A 22725-nucleotide genomic window follows, 5' to 3' on the forward strand; every position below is an offset into this window, starting at 1 on the left:
GCTTGTTCGCGCCCCGTTTGCAACGCAAAAGGCCCGGTCTTGCGACCGGGCCTTTGCCGTTTTCAGGATGTGCGGATCAGCGGTTGCTGAATTCCGGATAGGCTTCCATGCCCAGTTCCGAGGTATCCAGACCAGTGATCTGGTCTTCGTCGCTGACGCGGATGCCCATGACGGCCTTCAGGATGAACCAGAAGATGCCAGAGACAACGAACATGAAGGCACCGATTGCGACAATCCCGTAGATCTGTGCGCCGATGGATGCGTCGCTGTTCGACAGGACAACAGCCAGCGTGCCCCAGATACCCGCGAACAGGTGAACAGGGATTGCACCGACAACATCGTCGATCTTCAACTTGTCCAACATCGGAACGGTGAAGACCACGATCACACCACCGACAGCACCGATCAGGGTTGCCAGACCAAGGCCCGGAGCAAGCGGTTCGGCGGTAATCGACACAAGGCCAGCCAGCGCGCCGTTCAGCACCATGGTCAGATCGACCTTCTTGTACAGAACCTGCGTCAGGATCAGCGCGGCGATCGCACCACCGGCAGCAGCCGTGTTGGTGTTGGCGAAGATGCGGCTAACGTCTGCGATGTCGCTGACAGTGCCCATGGCAAGCTGCGAGCCGCCGTTAAAGCCGAACCAACCCAGCCACAGGATGAACATGCCAAGCGTTGCCAAGGGCAGGTTAGAACCGGGCATAACCGTGACACGACCGTCTTTGCCGTATTTTCCGGTCCGCGAACCCAGGATCAGGACACCCGCCAGAGCAGCCCAGCCGCCTGCACCGTGCACAATGGACGAGCCAGCGAAGTCAGAGAAGCCAGCTTCGGACAGGAAGCCACCGCCCCAGCTCCAGCTTGCCTGGATCGGGTAGATGATGCCGGTCAGGATGACCACGAACGCAAGGAACGGCCACAGCTTGATACGCTCCGCGACAGCACCCGACACGATCGATGCGGTTGCAGCACAGAACATCAACTGGAAGATGAAGTCGGACCCGACCGACGCATAGGATACGTCAACCAGATCGTCGTAGCCAACGCCCACGGGTTCCAGTTCGGTCATCGAGAAGCCGCCCATCCAGCCTTCGATGATCCAGCCATCGCCTGGATACATCAGGTTAAAGCCAACGACGAAATAGGCAATCGTCGCCAGCGAAAACAAGGCCACGTTTTTCACCAATTGCATGGTCGCATTCTTCGACCGGACAAGCCCGGCTTCCAGCATGGTAAAGCCTGCGGCCATGAAGAAGACGAGGAAGCCACCCATCAAGAACAGCAACGTGTTCATGATGAAGACCATTTCAGAATTCACGCGGTCAGCGCTTAGCGCTTCGTCCTGCGCAAGGCCGAGGCTGGGCAAGAGCGCCGCCGCGGCCACAATGGGAAGGAGTTTCTTGAGTTGCATCAGCTATTGTCCTTTTCGAACTAAGTCCACGAGATCATGTCGACGAGATCAGAGGGCATCATCACCGGCTTCGCCCGTGCGAACGCGCGTTGCAGAGGCAAGATCCAACACGAAAATCTTGCCATCGCCGATCTTGTCGGTTTTCGCGGTTTTCTGGAGTGTCTCGACCACCTGGTCGGCCATCGCGTCGCTGACGCCGATTTCCAGTTTCAGCTTTGGCACGAAATTCACGGCGTATTCCGCGCCACGATAAATTTCGGTATGCCCGGATTGCGCCCCGAACCCCTTTATTTCGGTCACCATCATGCCGCGCACGCCGATAGAGGTCAGCGCTTCGCGCACCTCTTCCAGCTTGAACGGTTTAATCGCCGCAATGATATATTTCACGGTATCATCCCCTTTCATCCACGTTGTCGGCCAACACGCGACCTCACATCGTCAACAAAAGATGAAGCGCGGGGTGGCTCAACATTCGGGGCAGCTTCAGACGCCGCAATGCAGCAGATTCCGAAAAAGAGTGCACAAAATTGCATCAACGCACATTTTTTAAGCTATTTTAAGATGGGAGGCGCTGGTCGCAGCACGCAAATCGCAAAATTCTACCAGAGAAAACTGCCGAGTCGCGCTTGGCACAGTTCCGCGATGTCGTGCCAAAGGTGGTGGAAAACCGGCGCTGCACATGGCACAACACGGAAATTCTTTTTGTGCCGGTTTTCGGCAAACAGGCATCGTTACACATGACCAGCGCCCGCCCCCCCCGGAAAAAGCTTGCTGCGCCGCGCCGCGCGACGGCCGGTTCCAAACCACCGGCGCGCAAATCTGCGGCCCGCAAATCCGCTGCACCTCGAAAGCCGAGGGGCGGCAACCCGATCTCAAGGTTTTTCAGGTCGGCGCTGGCGCTGATCTGGCGGCTCACATGGGGTGTGGTCTGGCGCGGCATGGCGATGGTCATGCTCATCCTTGGACTGGCCACATTCTATTTCTACACAACGCTCCCACCGCTGGCCGAAATGCTGGACAATCGCGCCCAAGGCTCTGTCACAATGATTGACAGAGAGGGAGAGGTCTTCGCGTGGCGGGGCGAAACCTTCGGCGGGGCGATTACAGCAAGCAATGTCAGCCCACACCTGAAAAATGCAATTGTTGCGACCGAAGATCGGCGGTTCTACCGCCATCTGGGGGTTTCGCCGCGCGGCATTGCAGGGGCGATCCGCTCTAACCTGTCCGAAGGACGCAGCGCATTCTCAGGTGCGGGCGGCTCCACCATTACGCAACAGGTGGCAAAACTGCTTTGTTTGGGCGTGCCCTATGACCCGACCGTCTGGGACTCTGAGGCGAGTTACGAGGCCGATTGCCGCCGTGGCACGCTATGGCGTAAAATAAAGGAATTGCCCTATGCCTTCGCGTTGGAAGCAAAGTTTTCCAAGGATGACATTCTCACCATCTACATGAACCGCGCTTTTCTGGGGGCTGGTTCGCGTGGGTTCGAAGCTGCTGCGCAAAGGTATTTCGCACGCTCCGCGAACGAAGTCGGCCCCGCCGAAGGCGCCATGCTGGCCGGTTTGCTGGTCGCGCCATCCTATTACGCCCCCACCCGAAATCTGGAGCGCGCCCAAGAACGCGCCGCCGTGGTGGTCGAGCTGATGTATGAGCAAGGCTATCTGGACGAGTTTGAATATGCCGAGGCCCGCGCGCATCCTGCGACCTTGTCGCAACGCGCCGAAGAACAGCAAGGCATCGCCTTTGCCGATTGGCTGATGCTGGACGCGCCAACCTACCTTGCGCGGGAGACGACCGAAGATGTCATTATGCGCACCACGTTCGACCCACGCTTGCAGGCCGCAACCGAAGCAGCTGTCGAAAAAGTCTATGCGGACAAAGTTCGCGAAGGTTCGCAGGCAGAGGTCGCAGTTGTCGTCATGTCCGCCGATGGCGCGGTGCGCGCGATGGTCGGCGGAAGACAGGCCCAGACCGGCGGCTTCAACCGCGCGGTTCAAGCGGTGCGGCAAACCGGGTCCGCGTTCAAACCGTTCCTGTTCGCAGCGGCTTTGGAAAACGGGTTCCAACCTTTCGACATTGTCGAGGATGCGCCGCTCACAATCAACACTCCCGGCTCTGGCCCGTGGTCGCCACGCAATTATGACGGCGAATTCCGGGGCTTTGTCACCATGTCGGAAGCTTTATCAGAATCTCTCAACACACCGGCGGTGCGGATTTCCGAAGCCATGGGGCGCGATAGAGTGCGCGAGGTGGCGAATGCTTTCGGCCTGCGCAGCGAATTGGCCGAAGGCCCGGCGCTGGCGCTTGGTGCGTCAGAATCCAACCTGCTGCAAATGACGGCCGCCTATGCCGGTATTCTGAATGGCGGCAGTGCGGTGCGCCCCTATGGCATCGAAGAATTGAAGCTGTTAGGCGACTCGACACCGCTTTTCGGCGTCTCGACCGGGATTGGCGAGCGCGTCATCTCAGAGCGTTCCGCCCAGATGCTGACCTGGATGATGAGCCGCGTTCTGGAAGATGGCACCGGACGGCGCGCAAAGCTGCCGAACCGGGAGGCCGCCGGAAAAACCGGGACGACGCAAGCGGCACGCGATGCCTGGTTCATCGGGTTCACCGCCGATTATGTCGCCGGTGTCTGGATGGGCAATGACGATAATACACCGCTGACCGGCGTGACTGGCGGCGGTCTGCCCGCAGAGATCTGGCGCGAAACCATGATCCGCATCCATGAGGATGTGCGGCCACGCCCGCTGCCAATGGTCGCGCCGGAACGGTCGCGGTCCGAGGCCACGCCCCCGCCGACACAAACCGCACCGCGCGCCGCACCGCTGGACGACGCGATTCGCGGAATTCTGGGCTCTTTGTTTGGCGGAAACTGACCTGATCGGGAGCGCCCATATCACAGGACCAGCCCCTGAACTTTAGCCTGTGCGATGATCGTCGGGTTAAGTGTGCCCATGTTGTTGGTGCTGTGGCCTCTCGAGCGGTTCGGCTCAGCCTGTCACGGCGTCATCCCGAGCAATCCGGCAACCCCCAGTCGCGCCTTGTCGACCAGCGCGACATAGGCCCCAAGCGGGCCATCAACGGCCGGCACTAACTGCCCCAGCGTCGGCGCGGCCATGTAAAGCGCGGTCAAGGCGCCGGCCAGACCAACCGGCAGGATCAGACCGCCCAAGAAGCTGCGTTTGCGTGCAGCTTCTGTCAGCGGCAAGCCGGATTGGCCGCCGCGTCCGCTGTCAATCGGTTCTAGCGTGGAACTGATATCCTCAATATCGGGCAGGCGCGACGCACCGCCGCGCGGATGCGGCGCATCATCAACGGATGCAACGGGTCCGAACAGCCCAAGTTCTTCCTGCGTTTCCAGCGGAGAAGTCTCTCTTGCCCGTTGTTTCGCCTCGAACTCGGCCTCCTCGCGCAACACTTCTGCAACAGACGGGTCCAATGGCCGCGCGCCAGAAGTCGGCTCGCCCGGCGCAGGGTCCGAGGACGACGCCGGGGGCTGCGTGGAACTGGGGCGCGATTGCGTTGGCTGCGCGACCGCTGGGGCCACCTTGTCTGGCCGTCGTGCCGGGCCTGCTTCGGACCGCGCGGGCCGGTTCGGGCGATTTTCAACCGAAGGTTCTGGCGGTGCCGGTGTCGGGCGCGACGCAGGCGCGGTCCGTTTTGCGGGTTCAGAGGGCGCTTTCTGCTGTGCGGCACCGGCCTGAAACCAGACTGTGCTACAGGCAGAGCATTGAACCTCTGTCCCGCCTGCGGGAAGTAAACTGGCGTCTACCTCATACTGAGCGGCACAATTCGGACATACAAGACGCATAGTCACTCCACCTCGACGCCATATCTTCCATTGGCGCGTTACTCTATATGTTGTAGCAAGCCTACCAGCACCTTCCAACAAGGATTAATGTTTTTTGTCCGCACGCCGCCAAGCCCCGAATTCAGGTCACATATTTCGGCATTACCCATGATTGAATTTCAGGACGTCGCACATGATTACGGCGGCGGAGCGCTGTTCGAAGGCGTGACAATTGCCTTGGAACCGGGCAGTTTTCATTTCCTGACCGGGCCATCCGGTGCAGGCAAAAGCACCTTCCTGAAGCTGTGCTACGGCGAATTGCTCCCCAGCCGCGGCACGGTCACACTACAAGGCACCAGCCTGCGCCAAATGTCGCGCGACGCTTTGGCCGAGATGCGCAATTCCATCGGGGTCGTCCACCAAGATTGCCAGTTTCTGGACCATCTGGACATTCGCAGCAACGTGGCGCTTCCGCTAAGCACCACGGGGCGCGCCGTATCCGACCGCGATGTGGATGACCTGCTGAACTGGGTCGGCCTGAGAGCGCAGGCCGATGCGCTGCCGCCCACGCTCTCTGGAGGCGAGCGTCAGCGCGCAGCCCTTGCGCGTGCCGTGATCGCGGCCCCGCGCGTGCTGCTGGCAGATGAACCCACTGGCAACCTGGATTGGGAGATGTCGCAACGCCTGCTGTCACTGATGGTTGAACTGAACCGGATGGGCACCGCCGTTCTGATCGCAACCCATGACATGAACCTGATCCGCACCGCGAAATCGCAGGTCGCGGCCAGAGTGCTGCGCATTGCCGGGCGCAAATTGCAGAGCGCGGGGTCAGACCTATGAGCGCGATCTCGGACCAGATCGTTCCGCGCAGCGGGCATGGCGCGTGGCTGGTCTGGCTGGGAGCCGCCGCGATGGCCTATCTGGCGGTGTTCGCGCTGGCGCTGTCCATCTCGGCAGAGCGCCTTGCGGATAACTGGACGGCGGCGCTGGCGCAAAGCGCAACTGTGCGAATTTCCGCGCCACCTGCTGAACTGGATGCGCAGACAAACGCCACGCTGGAAGTGTTGCGCACGACCCCCGGAATTGACGAGGCCCGCGTCATGTCGGCGCAAGAGCAAGCAGATTTGCTGGCGGTCTGGCTTGGCCCGGACCTGCCGCTGGATGCCCTGCCCCTGCCGCGTATGCTTGAAGTGTTCGAAACCGCTGAGGGGCCAGACCGCCAAGGCTTGCGGCTGCGGCTAAGTGCCGAAGCCCCCAGCGCGATCTACGATGACCACACACAATGGCGGCGCCCGTTGATCGACGCGGCCTCCCGGTTGCGCGCGCTGTCAATGTTGGCCTTGGCCCTGATCGGCGGTGTCACGGGCGCGATCATTGCGCTTGCGGCAAGTGCGGCGCTTGCCTCTAATGCGCAGGTTATCCGGGTGCTTCGATTGGTGGGCGCGCGCGACCGCTTCATCGCCCATGCCTTTGTGCGCCGGATGACGCGCCGCGCGGCCTTGGGCGCGACTATCGGGACCGCTCTTGGCATGCTGTCGGTACTGGGCTTGCCAAGCCTTGGCCCGGACGCGACAAACGGATTGGGGTTTCAAGGATTAAGCTGGATTGCGCCCTTGGCGGTTCCGGTTCTAGCTGCCTTAGTGGCTTGGGCAGCGGCGATGGCAACGGCCTTTGCCGTTTTACGAGGAGTGACCTAAATGCGGAACGCGGTGCAATATATCCGTTCGGCTCTGTTCATCGGCCAGATGTATCTGGCCATGGCCGTCATAGCGTTGGGCTTTGCGCCCTTCGCCATGTTCAGCCGCAACATGGCGCTACAGGCCTGCTACGCCTATTGCCGCTATGTGCGCTGGACAGCAAGCTGGATGGTCGGCCTGCATGCCGAAATTCGCGGGGAAATTCCGCAAGATGGCGCTCTTGTCGCCGCGAAACACCAGAGCTTTTTCGATATTATCCTTATTTTCGGGGCGCTGCCGAATCCGCGTTTCATTATGAAGAAACAGCTGAAGAACGCGCCTTTCCTTGGTTGGTATGCCATGCGTCTGGGCTGTGTGCCCATTGATCGCGGCAAGCGGGGTGTTGCGATCCGCGACATGCTGGCCCGCGTGGAGCAAGGGCGCGAAGAGGCCGGGCAGATCATCATCTATCCGCAAGGCACCCGCGTCGCGCCGGGTGACAGCAAGCCCTACAAGATCGGCTCTGCGCTTTTGTATGCTCAGTTGGGCCACCCTTGCGTGCCTGTGGCCACGAATGTCGGGCTGTTCTGGCCCAAGCGTAGCATGTATCGCAAACCCGGCACCGCCGTGGTGGAGTTTTTGCCGCCCATTCCCGCAGGCATGGATCAGCGCGATTTCATGAAAACGCTGGAAGAGGTCGTCGAAACCCGGTCAAATGAACTGATGGCGCAGGCCGGGATCGCACCACCGCCCTGAGAAACAGACCGGCACCGCGTCAATCCGCGCGCAGCGCACGCCCGACATTCAAGGCGCCACCGAACAGGCCCAATGCCCGTTGCAGTGTTGTGCCAGTGGCCATGGTCGCCAGCACCACGTCGCCATCCTGCAACAGGAACTGGTCAGCAGCGAACAGGCGCTCGGCGCGGGTCAGGTCAAAGCTGAAGACGACCTTGTCGCGCGGCGGCCCATCCGTGCGCGTGGCGGTTCCGGCAGGATACCGCCGCAAGACCAACAGCCCGCGCGGATCGGCCCGGTTATCGGCAATGCCGCCGATGACAGATACCGCGCGCAAAGCGCTCAGGTCCTCGGACGGGAACGGGAACACCCGCTGCCCGCCCGTTGCCCCAAGCGAGGTAAAGCTGCGTTCATCAGGCCGGATCACGACCCGGTCGCCGCCATGCAGGGCAACATCCAGTTCCGGGGCTTCCAACACCTCCTCATAGGGCATTCGGTAGACCGTGCCACCGCGCGTAATCATGATCTGCGGATTGCCGGGACTGTCCGCCACACCGCCCGCCGCACCCACAAGGTTCAACACCGTCAGGTTCCGCTCGGCCAAAGGGAATGTGCCGGGCTGGCGGACGCCATCCAGCATATCGACGGAATTTCGCATGCCGGTGTTTGACGTTAGCTGCACCTGAGCCGAAGGGATGACCGAGCTAAGTCGCTCTTGAACCCGCACGCGCGCCACCTCTGGCGCCAGCCCCGCGACATGGACCTCTTCGACATAGGGCAGAACGATATGCCCGGATGGAGAGACAACCAGACCGGAAATATCGGCATAACGCTCGCCAAGGCTGGTGATGAGCGATGTTTCCTCTGCGGTCCAGACGCGCACTGACAACCGGTCCCCCGGCGCGATCTTCTGGCTGGTGATACCGCCGCCACGGTTCGGCCAATGACGCGTCGGTCGTGGGTCGATCACCGGCCACCCCGCGATCTTATCCAAGGTATCATCCGTGACATCAACCAAGGCGAAATCGGCATCAGAGGTTCCGTCGCCAGTATCGGCCCCCGCAACAATCTCTGATTTGCGGGCGGAATCGCGTGCAACGGCACAGCCTGTCAGCAGAAAAGCCGTTCCAGTGGCCATGAGAGCGCGGCGCGAAATCTCTGTCATCTTTGTCCTGCTGTGCTTGGCGCTGGTCTGAGCCGCATTGCCGGCAACCCGGCCCGCAGGTAACCTACGCTTCGAAATTCACAATATCGTATGGCTGGGCGCGGTCAACCATTGCCACACTGGCCAAGACCTCAAAGATGCGCGCGCCAGCGTGCCGGGACTACGACGATAGAAGGGGGCGCGAAAACTTGGGTAATCGCATATTATGCTGTCCTACAGGAGGTTCGGCGACACCATGCGCACCGACATGATTACCGTTGGACATTTGGCACAGCAGGGCAGTGGGATGATCCTTGTCATCGACGACCATCCGCTGTTTTGCGAAGCGTTACAGATGACGCTGTCGGAGTCGCTTGGCTTGCCACGGGTTGCCACCGCCGCGACGCTAGAGGCAGCTCTGGCCGCCCTGCGCACCGGACCGATGGCAGATGCCATCGTGCTGGACCTGAACCTGCCCGATGTCGCCGGGCTGGATGGATTGACTCGGCTGCGCAATATGGCGCCCGGCGTGCCGGTGGTCGTTGTCTCGTCAATGTCGGATGACCGCATCATTGCCGCCGTCATGCATGCGGGTGCAGCCGGTTTCGTGCCCAAGCACAGCCCGCGAGATGCCTTTGTCACCGCCATCGCCACCGCACTGCAAGGTGGCACCTATACACCAGAGGGCTACACCGCGCCCAGCGCGACCGCGCCAGAGACCGCCGAGCGCAGCGTCATAGACCGGCTATCGGACCTGACCCCGCAGCAGGCGCGCATCCTGTCGCTGGTCTGTGAAGGCCACCTGAACAAACAAATCGCCTTTGAATTGTCGATCACCGAAACCACGGTCAAGGCGCATGTTACCGCGATTCTGCGTAAACTGGGCGCGCAAAGCCGGACGCAAGCGGTGCGAATTGCCAATTCCGCCAGCTTTGCCGAAATCCTGCGCAAATAGCTGCGGGCTTGCCTTGCGCGGCCTTTGACGTAGGCTTGCGCGGGCCGAAGCAGGGGGCGGCGCACATGACACAACTGGGCAACATGCGCCGCGCGCAATCCTCCCAAACGGATACCGGCGCAGCGATTGCCGAGGTGTTGACGGGGCTTGCCCCCGCCGATCTGGCGCTTGTGGTGCTGTTCGTGGGCGACGGGCATGACCTGCCGCGTATTGAAGAAGCGCTGGCCGAATTGCCGGACTCTGTTCAGGTGATGGGCTGCACCACCGCAGGCGAAATCGGAAAAGGCGGCTATCTGGATCATAGCATCACCGCACTTGGCCTGCCGCGCAACCTGTTCCGTGTGGCGGTGGGGTATGTTGCATCCCTGCGCAACTTCGACCCCGAACGCGCCCGTGCCATGGCCTTTGATCTGCGTGCCGGGCTGACATTCTCGACCGCCGATTGGGCGACCGAGGTTGCGTTCCTTCTGACCGATGGGCTGTCCCTGATGGAAGACCAGCTTGTCTGGACCTTGTCCGAAGCACTTGGGCAAAGCCCGCTTGTGGGCGGCTCGGCGGGGGACGGGTTGCGCTTTGGCCAGACCTTCGTGCTGGTAGAGCGCCGCTTTCGCACCGATGCTGCTGTGCTGGCCGTGCTACGCACGCCTTGCACCGTGACAGCCTTCCGCTTCGACCATCTGGAACCGACCGCCCAGCGTATGGTTGTGACGCAAGCAGATCCGGCACAAAGACTGGTGATCGAGATCAACGGGATGCCGGCCGGACCGGAATATGCCCGCATCTTGGGAAAAGACCCCAGCCAGCTTTCACCTTTCATTTTCGCTGCGAACCCGGTCGTGTCGAAAGTCGGCGATACACATCATGTGCTGGCCATACAGCGTGTCGAACCGGACGGCACCTTGCGTTTCTTCTCGGCCATTGAACGCGGGCTGGTGCTGCGGTTAGCGCAGAGCACAGACCTTGTGGCGCATCTTGACCGCGCGCTAAACGGACTGCGCGTCGGGGGGACCGCGCCCGACATTCTGGCCTGCGACTGTATTCTGCGCCGGTTGGAAGCTGAAAACACTCAGACAGCACGCGCGGTTTCAGAGGTTCTGGACCGCCACGGCGTCACCGGGTTCAACACCTATGGCGAACAGTTCAACATGGTGCATGTCAACCAGACCTTTACGGGCTTTGCCTTTTACCCGCCCAATTCGGGTGACGACCTGGCCACCTACGGGGGGGAGTGATGCTGGAAGATCTGGTCGATCCCGCGCTGCCGATGGCCGAACAGAATGCCCGCCTGCGCGCTATTCTGGCCGCGCTGATGGACCGCGCCGAACGCGGACAGATGCCAAGTCGTCCAATGGGCCAGTTGTCGCATGTCGTGGCGCTGGAACAGCAGGTCCGCGCCCGCACGCGTGACCTGGCCGAAACGCTCGACAAATTGCGGATGACGCATGCCCGCCTGTCGCAGGCTGAACGCGATGCGGTCAGCGCGCGCAACAGCTTGGTTGATGCGCTAGAAGCCATGGGCGAAGGCTTCGCCATGTTCGATGCCCGCGACTGCCTGACACTCTGGAACAGTCAGTTCTGTGCCGCGCTGCCTGACATACGCGCACAGCTTTCCGCCGGATTGCCGTTCCGCGATTATGTGCGCATGGTGTCGGATAGCGACGAAATCGACCTGACAACTGCAACCGAGCGGCGTGAGTGGTCGCTGAAGCGCCTGCAAAGCCACACCCGCCGCAATGCCAACTTCACCGTCCCGCTTATCGGCGATCACTGGTTACAGGTCAGCGAACAGAGGATGATTTCGGGCGGAACCGCCGTGATCCAGACCGATGTGACCGCCATGGTGCGCACCGGACGGCTGGAACGCGAAAAGCTGCTGGACGAACAAGCGCAGATGGTGCGCGCCACGCTCGACCATATTGACCAGGCCGTTCTGATCTTTGATGCAAAAGCCCGGCTTGCGGGTTGGAACCGTCGCTTGCGCGAAGTTTTCGCCCCGCCCAGCGCGCTTCTGGCCAGCGGCACACCCTTTGCCCAAGTCCTGAATGACCTGATGCGCCGCCGCCAATTGGGACGCGGTAATATCCGGCAGCTTTTGACCGATTGGGTGAATGGCCCGGCGTTCCGCCCTTCATTGGCGCTGGATATCGTGCAAGAGGACGGGACAGAGTTGCATCTGTCGGCACAGGCCATGCCCGACCGAGGGTTCGTGATTTCCTTCAATGACCTTACAGCCGAACGTCGCGCCATTGCCGAAATGCACCGGCTGAACGAAACGCTTGAAGCCCGCGTGCAAGCGCGCACGGTCGAACTGGTCGCCGCACGCGATGCTGCGGAACGGGCGAATGCCAGCAAATCACGCTTCGTGGCAAGTGCCAGCCATGACCTGCTGCAACCGCTGAACGCGGCCAAGCTGTTCCTGTCGTCGCTCGCCGCGCTAAAGAATACGCCGACGCAGACCCGGCTGATCGACCGCGTGCAAAGTGCATTCACCAGCGTCGAGGATATTCTGGGCGCATTGCTGGACCTGTCGAAATTCGACATCGGTGCGGCGCGCGCGCGGGTCGATACTGTGCCTCTTGGACCGCTCTTTGCGCGGTTGCGGGACGAATTCCAACCGATGGCTGATCGGCGCGGTTTGGACTTGGTTGTCATGCCCTGCGCGCTGAACGTGCAAAGCGATCCGGTTTATCTGAAACGCATCTTGCAGAACCTTGTGTCCAATGCCCTGCGGTATACAGAGCGCGGGCGCGTGCTGCTGGGCGCGCGCCGCTGCGGCCCCGACCTGCGGCTAGAGGTATTGGATACAGGGCCGGGGATTCCGCCCGACAAGCAGGCCGAGATTTTCAAGGAATTCACCCGGCTGAACCCGAATGCCGAAACCGGCATGGGGCTTGGGTTGGCAATTGTCGAACAGGCTTGCGCCTTGCTGGAGCATCCGCTGTCGCTACGCTCTCGGCCTGGCCACGGCACCGTTTTTTCCCTGCGCGTCCCGCTTGCCCCGGACCCGGTCGCGCTGCCGCCTCAGCGCCCAGCCCCCGAAACCCAGCCCGGTTTACTGTCGGACATGCTGGTTCTGGTGATCGAGAATGATGCAACAAGCCGCCGCGCCCTGATGGGAAAACTAGAGGATTGGGGCGCAAGCCCGATAGAGGCCGCCTCTCTTGCTGACGCGCGCGTGCAGATCACAGAGCTTGGCCTAGCGCCCGATGTTATCATGGCCGACCACCAGCTGGACGGTGGCGCAACCGGGCTACAGGCAATCGCAGCCTTACGCGCAGAGCATGGTGAGATCCCCGCGATTCTGGTGACTGCCGATCATGGTCCGGCCTTGGCAGAGCAAGCCGAAACGGCAGGCGTTCTGCTCATGACGAAACCTCTTGCCCTGCACCGACTGCGCAGAGTGTTACAGCAAACTCCGCAGTTGCGCGGCGCTCAGATCAAACACTTCACCCAAGCAACGCCCGGCGATCACAGCTTTTGGCTACGCCCAGAGGATTAAAGCGCGCGCAACAAGGCCGGTGTCGGCCAACCATCGGCGGGAAGGCCAAGCTGCGCCTGTATATCCTGCACAGCGGCGCGGGTGTTGGCACCAAGGATGCCATCGACCGCGCCCACATCAAAACCGCGCGCTGCAAGTCTGGTTTGCAAATCGCGCATTTGATCCTGGTTCAGCCCCTGTTCCGGGTTGCCCGCTTGATAGACTGGCGCCCCTGTCAGCCGCGTTGCGAAATACGCCGCCGTGGTGACGTAGATAAAACTCTGGTTCCACTCGAACAGGGTGACGAAATTGTCAAACACCATGAAAGCCGGACCGCGATGCCCTTGCGGCACAATGATAGAGGCTTGCAAATTGCCCGAAGGCAGGCTGCCATGCGTGGGCCGAATACCAAGGCTCTGCCAGTCGGAGACGCTCATCCGGGTGCGCAGGCCGGTTTGGGTCAGATCCAGCCCTTGCGGCAGCGTGACCTCATGCATCCATGGTTCATTCGCCCGCCAGCCCTTGGCTTGCAACATGGACGCGCCCGACATGATCGAATCCGCCTGCGATGTTTTCAGCGTGATCTGTCCATCGCCATCACCATCCACCGCATGGTTGATGATGTCGGACGGCAGTTTCTGCACCATCCCGATTTCACCCGCCCAGGCGCCGGTCATGGTGCGGGGGTCCAGATCGCCCCGCCGGTGCATTTCCAGCGCGGCGAAAACCTGCGGGCGGAACAAGTCCGGGCGGCGGCAATCATGCGCCAGCGTGACAAGCGCATTCACGGTGTTGAAATCGCCCTGCACAGCACCGAAATCGGTCTCGAAAGCCCAGAAGGACAGCAGGATGCCGGGGTTCACGCCGAACTGACGCTGTGCCGCGTCAAAGATGGACCGATAGCGATCATAATTGCGGATGCCGTTGTTCAACCGGTTCTGCGAAATCAGCGCGCGCGAAAAATCTAGAAACGGCCGTTGGAAAATCCCCTGCCGCCGGTCGGCATTGATGACGGCTTGATCGCGCTGAACATTGGCGAAGAACCGATCGACCAGCCCGCGGTCATAGCCCATGCTTACAGCTTCGCTTTTCAACCCGCCGACAAAACCGCCGAAATCGCCGCCGCAGCTTTGCGACTGGGCCGGACCGGCCATCAGTGTTGCCGCAATCGCGAGTGTCTTGAAAAAACGCATATCTGCTCCATGGCTAAATTTTGACCAAAGACTAACGGATACGGTGCCTTATGGGAATCGTAATTACACAACACCCAGCAAAACTGCCGCCACAAAACCGCCGGTTGCAAGCAGCATAAGCCCAACCGCAAGCGATCCAAGGTCTTTGACATTCTTGGCCATCTGCGACCATTCGGGCGACAGGTGGTCTGCCAGCTCTTCCAGCGCCGTATTGATTGCCTCTGTCGCCAGCACCAGCACAAACAATAACCCGACGACCAGCCAATGCCACGGCTCTGCCCCCTGCAAGGCGAACACCACGGCGACAATGCCCGCGCCGACAATCTCTAGCCGTGCGGCCGTTTCACACCACAAACGGCGCAGCCCCGCCATGGAATAGCCCGCAGCGTCCACAATATGCAGCAGGCCGCTGCGCGGTCGAACCAGCCTTGGGTCTTTGTCCTTGTCAGGCTGAGTCACGGTCTGTTCATCACCTTGCCAAATACCGATAGTGATAGCGCGTGACGACCTGCATTCCCGCCGCTTCATACAGCGCGCGCGCCGGGGCGTTGGCCTCTGTCACCGCCAGCGCCAGCCAGTCCGCGCCCTGCCCCTGCGCCCAATGTGCAGCGCCATGCAACATGGTGCGCGCGGCCCCTTGGCGGCGATAGGCAGGGGCAATTTCGACCGCATGCAACATCGCGATCCCGTCATGGATGGCGCAGAACCCGCAGCCTACGGCGCGGTCGGACAAGCGCGCAATCAGGCCAGTCTTGGGGCCTGTCACACGGTCCATAACGGCCAGACGTGCAGGGCCGATATCGCCGTCTGCCCAAATCTCGCGCATGATGGCCAAAGGCGGCCAGATGTCGAACAGGCTGACATGCGGCGGTTTCTGGGCCAGGTCGTCTACCGGCGCAGCATATATCAGCGTCGGATCAACCACGCTATAGCCAAGCGCGGCAAGGTCGGACTCTAGCGCTTCTTCACCAGGGCGCAGCATGGCCAAGGCGCCATCAGGCATCAGACCCGCAAGGTCAGCGGCACGGGCACCAGTTTCGGCGCTTGCGGCAGAGGCCCGCTTGCCACCACTCGCGCCATCGCGCAGCGTCCAGCCATCTTGCGACCATGCCCGCGCCGCTGGCCATGTCGCCGAAAGCGCGGCCATGCAAGCGTCAGGCCCGATCATGCGGCAATTTCAGGGAAATGGGCGCATAATGCGACCATGACAGCATCAACCACCGCCTTGTCAGCCCCGCGCACCACCACGTTCACGGCAAAAGCGCCGTCACGCTGGAACGGATAGCTGCCGATGGACACATCCGGGTGCGCTTTTGCCAGATCGGACAAAGCACTTGCGATTTCGCCTTCGCCCCGGTGGATGCACAAAGTCTGGCTGTACAGCGCCGCGCCACCTTGCAGCCCCGGCAGAACAGACGCGACCATCGCCTGAAACACCGCTGGCACGCCCGCCATGACATGGACATTGCCAAGCGTGAAACCGGGGGCGGATGACACAGGGTTTTCTATCAGTGCCGCGCTATCGGGGATGCGCGCCATGCGCAGACGGGCGGCGTTCAGCTCTAGCCCCGTGCGCTGGTAATGCGCGGCCAGAATGGCGCGGGCATCGTCGCGCACGTCAATGCCCACGTCGAACGCCTCTGCCACGGCATCTGCGGTGATGTCGTCATGCGTGGGGCCAATCCCGCCAGAGGTGAAGACGTGGTCATAGTCAGCGCGCAGCGCATTTAGCGCCGCGACGATACGCGGGGCTTTGTCGGATACGATTCGCACCTCTTCAAGGTCGATGCCGACCCTCGCCAACTCTCCCGCAAGGTAATGCATATTTGCATCGCGGGTGCGGCCCGAGAGGATTTCATCGCCAATCACGAGCATGGCAGCGGTAGGGTTCGACATAGGCGCTCCTGCGGTTGCGGTTCGTGCCAGATATACTTGGCCTTACGCGGGTTTCAAACTGTCAGCGCGCATCCTCCATGATCCGCGCCAAACTGTCTTCATCTAATGCGACGGGGTTGGCCTTCATCGAGGATGACGTTGCAGCCATGCGGGCCGCCTCGGCGCGGCGTGCGGCCGTCACGCCCTGTGCGTCCAGCCCCGGCAGACCGGCCTGCCTGGCCCATTCCGCCAAGGCGCGGAATGCGTCGGGGGCCGCGACCCCAAGTGCATGACCAATTTCCGTCTGGACACGCGTGATCCGGTCAAGGGCCGCGCCAGACGCCCCGGCAGCATTTGCCACCAAGCCATGCGGCAACATCACGCCGCAAAGAGCACCATGCGCGGCATTCGACAACCCACCCAACGGCCCGGCTAAGCCATGCACAACACCAAGCCCCGCATTGGCCAGCGCCAGCCCACCGCATAGGCTGGTCAGGGCCATCTCATCGCGTGCGGCGGGGTCGTCGCCGTGCATCAGTCGGTCCAATGCCGTAAGCGCAGGGGCGATGCGCGGCAGGGTCAGCGAATCCGTCAACGGGTTGGCACGGGTGCTGATATACGGTTCGATCACCTGCGTGATCGCATCCAGACCAGAGGCAAGCGTCACAGCGCGTGGACAGCCATCGGTCAGGGCAGAATCGACAATCGCCATGCGGGGCAACATGCGCGCATCACGCAGACTGACCTTGCGCTGCGCATCCGGCACGGCAATGACCGCGTTGCGCGTCACCTCGGCGCCGGTTCCGGCGGTTGTGGGCAAGGCTGCAAAGGGCAAAGGGCTGGCATCTAATGGCAGCCCCTGTCCCACCACTTCCAGATGCTCCAGCACCGGGCGAGTGGCCGGAACAAGCGCGGCCAATGCTTTGCCCGCATCAATCACCGCACCGCCGCCCAAAGCGATCACCGCCTGCACGCCCTTTGCGCGGGCTTGATGCAACCCGGCCTCTATCATCGGCAAGTCGGGCTCACCGGGAACGGCAAAACTGGACACGTCGCACCCCTGACGGACCAGCCCGTCACGCAACCAGTCGGCCCGCGTGGCATTTGCGCCATGCACCAGCAAGACACGCTGACCCAAGGCGGCCAAAGCGGGCATGGCGCGTGGCCCTTCGCCACGCCCGAACCTAATCTCTGTTGCGGTGGCAAAGGAAAAGACAGTCATTTAAGCGGCTCCGTTCGGCAGTATCGGCCCCAACATGCGGCTTTCAGCCCGAAAGGCAAGACCACCCTCAATGCGCCAGAAGTTGACCCAGAAACAACTTGGCGCGGTTTGTCCGAGGCGCGCTGAAGAATGCCTCTGGCGGGGCAGTCTCGACGATCTCGCCCTCATCCATGAACACAACGCGGTCGGCCACGCGCCGGGCAAAGCCCATTTCATGGGTCACGACGATCATCGTCATCCCATCGCGGGCCAGGGTTTCCATCACCTCCAGAACGCCCGCGATCATTTCCGGGTCAAGCGCCGAGGTTGGCTCGTCAAACAGCATGACGCGGGGTTGCATACACAAGGCGCGCGCAATCGCCACACGTTGTTGCTGCCCGCCCGAAAGCTGCGGTGGGTATTTGTCGGCCTGCTCGGAAATGCGGACCTTGTTCAGATACTCCATCGCCAAAGCGCGTGCGGCAGCACGGCCCATCCCACGATTGCGGATCGGGCCGATCGTCAGGTTGTCCAGAATGGTCATATGAGGGAACAAGTTGAAACTTTGAAACACCATGCCAACCTCGCGCCGGATGGCTTCGATCCCTTTCATGCCGGGCCGCACCTCTTGCCCCGCCACGCGAATGCTGCCCTGTTGGTGTCCTTCCAACTGGTTGATGCACCGGATCAGAGTGGATTTGCCCGACCCGGACGGGCCGCAAATGACAACTTTCTCGCCCTCGGCTACCGTCAAGCTGATGTCATAGAGTGCCGAGAAATCGTCATACCATTTGCACAGGCCGGAAATCTCGACCAGCGGGGAAGGGGTCATTGGGAAAGCTCCTACCGGGTGCTGCGGCCTGCGCGGCGTTCCAGCCGGGCAAAGACAAAAGCGAAGAGGTAACACAGGGCGAAATACATCGCGGCGACAAGAATCCACGTCTCGAATGTCTTGCCGGTGGTGGCGGCAACTTCGGTCGCCAGAAAGGTCAATTCCTGCACCGAGATCAGCGAAATGATCGCGCTATCCTTGATGAGCGTGATGAACTGACCCGCCAGCGGCGGCAGAATTTTGCGAATCGCCTGCGGAAAGATGATATCGCGCAACAGGTTGCTACGCGACAAGCCGATGGCGCGCCCCGCTTCCCACTGCCCCTTGTCGATGGACTGGATGCCCGCGCGCACGATTTCGGTAATGTAGGCGGCCTCGAACAAGGCCAGACAGATCAGCCCGGACATGAAATTGGTAAACAGCGCTGGCTCGCCAAAAGCAAAGCGGAAAAAGGCGTTATCCACCCACGGGCTGTTGCGGTCGATATTGTCCATCCCCAAAGCCGGGAAAAGCTGGCTGGAAATGAAGAAATAGAAGATGAAAATGAACACCAATGGCGGAATATTGCGGATCAGTTCCACATAGGTGCGCGATATGATGCGCAGCGCCAGCGTGTCGCAGGTGCGCCAATAGCCCATGACCAAACCGATGATCGCCGCCAGAATGGTGCCCCAGAAGGCCAGCCGGATGGTTGTGAACAGACCTTGCAACAACAGGTTGCTGACCCATTGGCCGGTTTCCGCGTCTATCCGGGCAACAAAGCCCAGAACGCGCGACCAGTCCCAGTTATAGACAAGGACAGAATTGACCCGCCACGCCACGAACACCACAGCCGCCAGGACAAGGCCAAACAGGGCCATGTCCAGCACCGTCAGACGACGGGGCAGCTTGGGTGGAGGTGGGGCGCGGCGGGTCAAAAGAGGTTACTCTGTGGCGACAACGTCCATCCAGGCTTTACGGCCCGAGAACCAGTAATCATGGCGGTCATCAAGGAACCCGTTCGCTTGATTCACCAAGATCCAGTTCGAGAAGAAGTTCAACGCATCCACATCGCCTTTCCGCAGCGCAAATGCTTCATTGCCGCGCGCCAGATAGGTTCCGTCGAAGGCCAGTTCAATCGTGCCGAGGTTGTCTTCGACCCAGAAAGCGGGTTCCGGTGCGCTGGCGATGATGGCATGGGCGTTGCCGTTCAGCACCTCTTGCAGCGCCTGAGCGTTGTCGTCGAATTGCAGGATATTGGCGCGCGGGAAGTTGGCTGCCAGCACGTCGCAGCCCACCACGCCACGGCGGCAGACAAGGTTCACAGACGTATCGTCAAAATCCGACATGGCGGTAAAATCGGCGGTCAGTTCGACATTTGCCGCAAGTTGGTTGCCGGAATTGGCATAAGGCGCGGTAAAGTTTACGGTCAGGTTGCGCTGCGGCGTGATCGACATGCCGCCGATGATGACATCGAACTTGCCCGCCAGAAGCGCAGGGATAATACCCGACCAAGCGGTCGGCACGAATTCGACCTCGACCCCCATATCTTCGGCCAGTTTGGTGGCCACGTCGATCTCAAAGCCGATCAGCTCGCCTTCGGTGCTGCGCATGGCCCAAGGCACGAAGGTGGACATGCCGACTGTCAGCTTGCCGCGCTCTTGGATGGTTTCCAGCACGCTGTCAGATTGCGCATGTGCCGCCGATGACAGCACCGCGCCCAGCGCCATAGTAGCGGCGATAGTCATGGTTTTCAGGGATGGAAAGGTCATGTGTTCTCTCTCTGGTTTGTTAGCGTTTAGGCTTGTTCAGGTAGTGCTCGAACAAGGTGACTGCGAAAGACAGGCTCACTGTCAGGACAAGGTAGATCCCGGCAACGATGAACCAAACTTCAAAGGCCATGAAGGTATTGGACACAAGGTTCAGTCCTTGCGTGGTCAGTTCCGCCAGCGCAATGACGCTGACAATGGCCGAATGCTTGATCGTCGAGATCAGCAACCCGGTAAGCGGCGGCAACACCAATGGCATGGATTGCGGCACAATAATGTAGCGGTATTTATCCCAAGTGCTAAGGCCCACGGCATCGGCGGCTTCATACTGGCCCCGGTCAATGCCGCGCAAGCCCCCGCGAATGATCTCTGCGGCGAAAGACCCTTCATAGAGCGCCAAGCACAACACACCCGCCCAGAAGCGGTCAATCCCGATGATCGGTGCCAGCACGAAATAGACAAGGAACAACTGCACCAGAAGCGGCGTGTTGCGGATGGCTTCCAGATAAACCTTTGCCAGAACCCGGCCCGCGAAAGACCCCGACAGCCGTGCAAGCGCGGTCAGGAACCCGATAACGATGGCCAAAGCCCCGGCAAGTGCCGCGATCTGGATTGTCAGGATCAACCCGCGCACCAATGGGCCCCAGATGATCTCACCGTCGATTTCGCGGTAAAAGAACGGTTCGACCCGGTACCATTGCCAACGATACTCCATCGCGTCAATCCCGCGCCAGACCAGCCAGCCCAAAACCGCGAAGACCAAAAGCGCCTGCGTGATCTGCCAAGCGACCCCGGCACTGCGCCATGCGTTGAAACCGACTGGCGGCCTGTCCCGGTGTACTGCCAAAGCCTTAGTCATCCTGCCTGGCCAAAGTGTCACGTCAGATTTACATTTACAGGAAATGCAGCCTCGCCGCCACCCGGAATCAGGCTGTAGATAGGTCAATTTGAGATATGTCTATATCTTGGGCAGCCGAAAGTGACTCAGTCCCAGCCCATCTTGGCCAAGTAGCCCTCTATCAGCGCGGTGTCAGAGGGGTTGTTCAATTCCCAGAACACCGCACCGGGCGCGGACACTTCAACCACACGCACCGGATGGCCGTTTTCCAAGAAGCGCAACTGCTCCAACCCTTCCAGAACTTCCAGCGCGCCCATCTCCCAGCCCATATAGGCATCCAAAGCCGCGCGCCGGTAGGCGTATAACCCGACATGGTGGAATACCGGCACCACCCCATCGACCACGCCGCGGCCGTTGGTGAAAGGGATCACCTCTTTCGAGAAATAAAGCGCGTGGCCCAGACGGTTCGCCACCACGGTGGTCGCGCCCACGCGCCCGGCGGCGCGGTCGGCGATAAAGTTCTGAACGGCTTCTGCATCACAGCGCAGAATCGGGGTGGCAATGCCGCAGCCGGGATCGGCTTGCATGGCCTGCACCAGTGCCGTTACGAAATGCGGTGGTGTCAGCGGCGCATCGCCTTGCAGGTTGACAATGATTTCGGCGGTGATTCCGGCGCTTTGCACGGCCTCTGCCACGCGTTCGGTGCCGTTGCGGCAGCCCTCGGATGTCATGATGACATCTGCGCCAATGCGCGCGGCTTCCTCCGCGATCCGGCTGTCATCGGTCGCGACATAAAGCGCGAACTGCGCGCCCATATCCGCCACCGCCGCGCGCCCGGCTTCGACAGAGCGTTGCAACAAGGTTTTAACATCCCCCGAAGCACCGCGCAGGGGCGCAAGCGGTTTGGCCGGAAACCGGGTCGAAGCATAGCGCGCCGGAATTATGACGGCGATGTCGCTCATGCGGCAAGCCCCTTGGCCAGCGCATCGAACGCGCGCAACTGTGCGATCAGGGCTTCCATCTGGTCCACCGGGATCATGTTCGGCCCATCAGACGGTGCGTTATCCGGGTCTTGATGCGTTTCAATGAACAATGCCGACACGCCTACAGCACAAGCCGCGCGCGCCAAAACCGGCGCGAATTCGCGCTGCCCGCCCGATGTGGTGCCCTGCCCGCCGGGCTGTTGCACCGAATGCGTGGCATCGAACACCACCGGGAACCCGGTTTGTGCCATAATAGGCAAACCACGGAAATCAGACACCAGAGTGTTATAGCCAAAGGACGTGCCCCGGTCACACAGCATAACGCGGGTGTTCCCTGTCGAGGTGATCTTGGCCGCCACGTTGCCCATGTCCCAAGGCGCCAAAAACTGGCCCTTCTTGACGTTGATCGCAGCACCCGTTTCGCCCGCAGCCAGCAAAAGGTCGGTCTGACGGCACAGAAAGGCCGGAATTTGCAGCACGTCGCAGGCTTGCGCGGCGGGCGCGCATTGGCGCGCGTCATGCACATCGGTCAGGACCGGGCAGCCAAATTCGGCGCGGATTTTAGACAATATGCTCAAACCCTCATCCATCCCCAAACCGCGTGCGGTGCCGATGGACGACCGGTTGGCCTTGTCGTAGCTGGCTTTGAAGATGAATTGCGTGCCTGTGGGCGCACAGGCGGCGGCGATCCGCTCCGCCATCATGCGAGCATGGTCAAGGCTTTCCAACTGGCACGGCCCGCTTATCAGGGCAATCGGGTTTTTGCCCCCGATCGCAATATCGCCCACAATTACGGTCTGTGCTGTGCTCATCGCTTTGGTCCTTTGCCGCTTGCCCCGTTTTGTGGCGCAAGGCCGCGCTTG

Annotated in this window: 22 protein-coding genes; 7 read left to right on the forward strand and 15 right to left on the reverse strand. The window is 61.1% G+C overall.

Going from position 1 to position 22725, the window contains the following annotated elements; genetic code table 11:
* Positions 1 to 76 precede the first annotated feature (76 nt).
* Complete coding sequence (locus tag M3N55_RS02520; RefSeq protein ID WP_249056079.1) at positions 77 to 1411, reverse strand: ammonium transporter; 1335 nt, start codon at positions 1409 to 1411, stop codon at positions 77 to 79.
* Positions 1412 to 1459: 48 nt separating this feature from the next.
* The gene (locus M3N55_RS02525; RefSeq protein ID WP_249056082.1) at positions 1460 to 1798 is read right to left on the reverse strand and encodes a P-II family nitrogen regulator; all 339 of its coding nucleotides are present in this window, start codon (positions 1796 to 1798) and stop codon (positions 1460 to 1462) included.
* 350 nt (positions 1799 to 2148) lie between these two features.
* Between M3N55_RS02525 and M3N55_RS02530 the strand changes: the two genes are divergently transcribed.
* Complete coding sequence (locus M3N55_RS02530) at positions 2149 to 4290, forward strand: transglycosylase domain-containing protein (RefSeq protein WP_249056084.1); 2142 nt, start codon at positions 2149 to 2151, stop codon at positions 4288 to 4290.
* A 122-nt stretch (positions 4291 to 4412) separates the two neighbouring features.
* Here M3N55_RS02530 and M3N55_RS02535 read toward each other — a convergent pair whose 3' ends face one another.
* Positions 4413 to 5225 (reverse strand): zinc-ribbon domain-containing protein, encoded by an 813-nt coding sequence (locus M3N55_RS02535; RefSeq protein WP_249056085.1) that lies wholly within the window; start codon positions 5223 to 5225, stop codon positions 4413 to 4415.
* Positions 5226 to 5372: 147 nt separating this feature from the next.
* Here M3N55_RS02535 and M3N55_RS02540 point away from each other — a divergent pair, with 147 nt between their 5' ends.
* Genes M3N55_RS02540 through M3N55_RS02550 form a run of 3 tightly spaced genes read left to right on the forward strand, consistent with a single transcriptional unit; the run spans position 5373 to position 7636 of the window.
* Entirely contained in the window at positions 5373 to 6044 is a 672-nt protein-coding gene (locus M3N55_RS02540; protein WP_249056087.1) for a cell division ATP-binding protein FtsE, read from the forward strand.
* Complete coding sequence (locus M3N55_RS02545; protein ID WP_249056089.1) at positions 6041 to 6901, forward strand: cell division protein FtsX; 861 nt, start codon at positions 6041 to 6043, stop codon at positions 6899 to 6901. The genes M3N55_RS02540 and M3N55_RS02545 overlap by 4 nt, the downstream gene beginning before the upstream one ends.
* Positions 6902 to 7636, forward strand: a complete 735-nt coding sequence (locus M3N55_RS02550; RefSeq protein WP_249056090.1) for a lysophospholipid acyltransferase family protein — start codon at positions 6902 to 6904, stop codon at positions 7634 to 7636.
* Positions 7637 to 7655: 19 nt separating this feature from the next.
* On the opposite strand, the gene M3N55_RS02555 is transcribed toward M3N55_RS02550, so the two are convergent.
* The gene (locus tag M3N55_RS02555; RefSeq protein ID WP_249056092.1) at positions 7656 to 8780 is read right to left on the reverse strand and encodes a polysaccharide biosynthesis/export family protein; all 1125 of its coding nucleotides are present in this window, start codon (positions 8778 to 8780) and stop codon (positions 7656 to 7658) included.
* Between the two features lie 235 nt (positions 8781 to 9015).
* Between M3N55_RS02555 and M3N55_RS02560 the strand changes: the two genes are divergently transcribed.
* The 3 genes from M3N55_RS02560 (at position 9016) to M3N55_RS02570 (ending at position 13213) form a co-directional block, all read left to right on the forward strand.
* The gene (locus tag M3N55_RS02560; RefSeq protein WP_249056094.1) at positions 9016 to 9714 is read left to right on the forward strand and encodes a response regulator; all 699 of its coding nucleotides are present in this window, start codon (positions 9016 to 9018) and stop codon (positions 9712 to 9714) included.
* Positions 9715 to 9779: 65 nt separating this feature from the next.
* Positions 9780 to 10946: an FIST N-terminal domain-containing protein gene (locus M3N55_RS02565; protein ID WP_249056096.1), complete on the forward strand. Its 1167-nt coding sequence runs from the start codon at positions 9780 to 9782 to the stop codon at positions 10944 to 10946.
* Positions 10946 to 13213: a hybrid sensor histidine kinase/response regulator gene (locus M3N55_RS02570; protein ID WP_249056097.1), complete on the forward strand. Its 2268-nt coding sequence runs from the start codon at positions 10946 to 10948 to the stop codon at positions 13211 to 13213. Before M3N55_RS02565 ends, M3N55_RS02570 begins: the two co-directional genes overlap by 1 nt.
* On the opposite strand, the gene M3N55_RS02575 is transcribed toward M3N55_RS02570, so the two are convergent.
* The 11 genes from M3N55_RS02575 to kdsA all read right to left on the reverse strand — a co-directional run bounded on the left by M3N55_RS02575 (position 13210) and on the right by kdsA (position 22674).
* The gene (locus M3N55_RS02575; protein ID WP_249056099.1) at positions 13210 to 14385 is read right to left on the reverse strand and encodes a lytic murein transglycosylase; all 1176 of its coding nucleotides are present in this window, start codon (positions 14383 to 14385) and stop codon (positions 13210 to 13212) included. The genes M3N55_RS02570 and M3N55_RS02575 overlap by 4 nt on opposite strands.
* A gap of 63 nt (positions 14386 to 14448) precedes the next feature.
* Positions 14449 to 14844, reverse strand: coding sequence for a diacylglycerol kinase (locus M3N55_RS02580; RefSeq protein ID WP_249056100.1), 396 nt, complete (start codon positions 14842 to 14844; stop codon positions 14449 to 14451).
* A 10-nt stretch (positions 14845 to 14854) separates the two neighbouring features.
* Entirely contained in the window at positions 14855 to 15553 is a 699-nt protein-coding gene (locus M3N55_RS02585) for a GNAT family N-acetyltransferase (RefSeq protein WP_249056102.1), read from the reverse strand.
* Positions 15550 to 16281 (reverse strand): competence/damage-inducible protein A, encoded by a 732-nt coding sequence (locus M3N55_RS02590; RefSeq protein ID WP_249056104.1) that lies wholly within the window; start codon positions 16279 to 16281, stop codon positions 15550 to 15552. The genes M3N55_RS02585 and M3N55_RS02590 overlap by 4 nt, the downstream gene beginning before the upstream one ends.
* Positions 16282 to 16342: 61 nt before the next feature.
* A complete protein-coding gene (locus M3N55_RS02595; protein ID WP_249056106.1) occupies positions 16343 to 17482 on the reverse strand; it encodes an iron-containing alcohol dehydrogenase in 1140 nt (379 codons plus the stop codon).
* 67 nt (positions 17483 to 17549) lie between these two features.
* Entirely contained in the window at positions 17550 to 18293 is a 744-nt protein-coding gene (locus tag M3N55_RS02600) for an amino acid ABC transporter ATP-binding protein (protein WP_283163850.1), read from the reverse strand.
* An 11-nt stretch (positions 18294 to 18304) separates the two neighbouring features.
* Positions 18305 to 19153, reverse strand: a complete 849-nt coding sequence (locus tag M3N55_RS02605; protein ID WP_249056108.1) for an amino acid ABC transporter permease — start codon at positions 19151 to 19153, stop codon at positions 18305 to 18307.
* A gap of 63 nt (positions 19154 to 19216) precedes the next feature.
* Positions 19217 to 20044: a transporter substrate-binding domain-containing protein gene (locus tag M3N55_RS02610; protein ID WP_249056110.1), complete on the reverse strand. Its 828-nt coding sequence runs from the start codon at positions 20042 to 20044 to the stop codon at positions 19217 to 19219.
* A 19-nt stretch (positions 20045 to 20063) separates the two neighbouring features.
* Entirely contained in the window at positions 20064 to 20900 is an 837-nt protein-coding gene (locus M3N55_RS02615; RefSeq protein WP_249056111.1) for an amino acid ABC transporter permease, read from the reverse strand.
* Positions 20901 to 21025: 125 nt separating this feature from the next.
* Positions 21026 to 21841 carry a 3-deoxy-manno-octulosonate cytidylyltransferase gene (locus M3N55_RS02620; protein WP_249056113.1) on the reverse strand — a complete coding sequence of 272 codons (816 nt, stop codon included), beginning with the start codon at positions 21839 to 21841 and terminating at the stop codon, positions 21026 to 21028.
* Entirely contained in the window at positions 21838 to 22674 is an 837-nt protein-coding gene (gene kdsA, locus M3N55_RS02625) for a 3-deoxy-8-phosphooctulonate synthase (protein WP_249056115.1), read from the reverse strand. Before kdsA ends, M3N55_RS02620 begins: the two co-directional genes overlap by 4 nt.
* Between the last annotated feature and the right edge of the window lie 51 nt (positions 22675 to 22725).

The organism is Roseinatronobacter domitianus, assembly GCF_023336755.1.
In the GTDB taxonomy this organism is placed as follows: domain Bacteria; phylum Pseudomonadota; class Alphaproteobacteria; order Rhodobacterales; family Rhodobacteraceae; genus Roseinatronobacter; species Roseinatronobacter domitianus.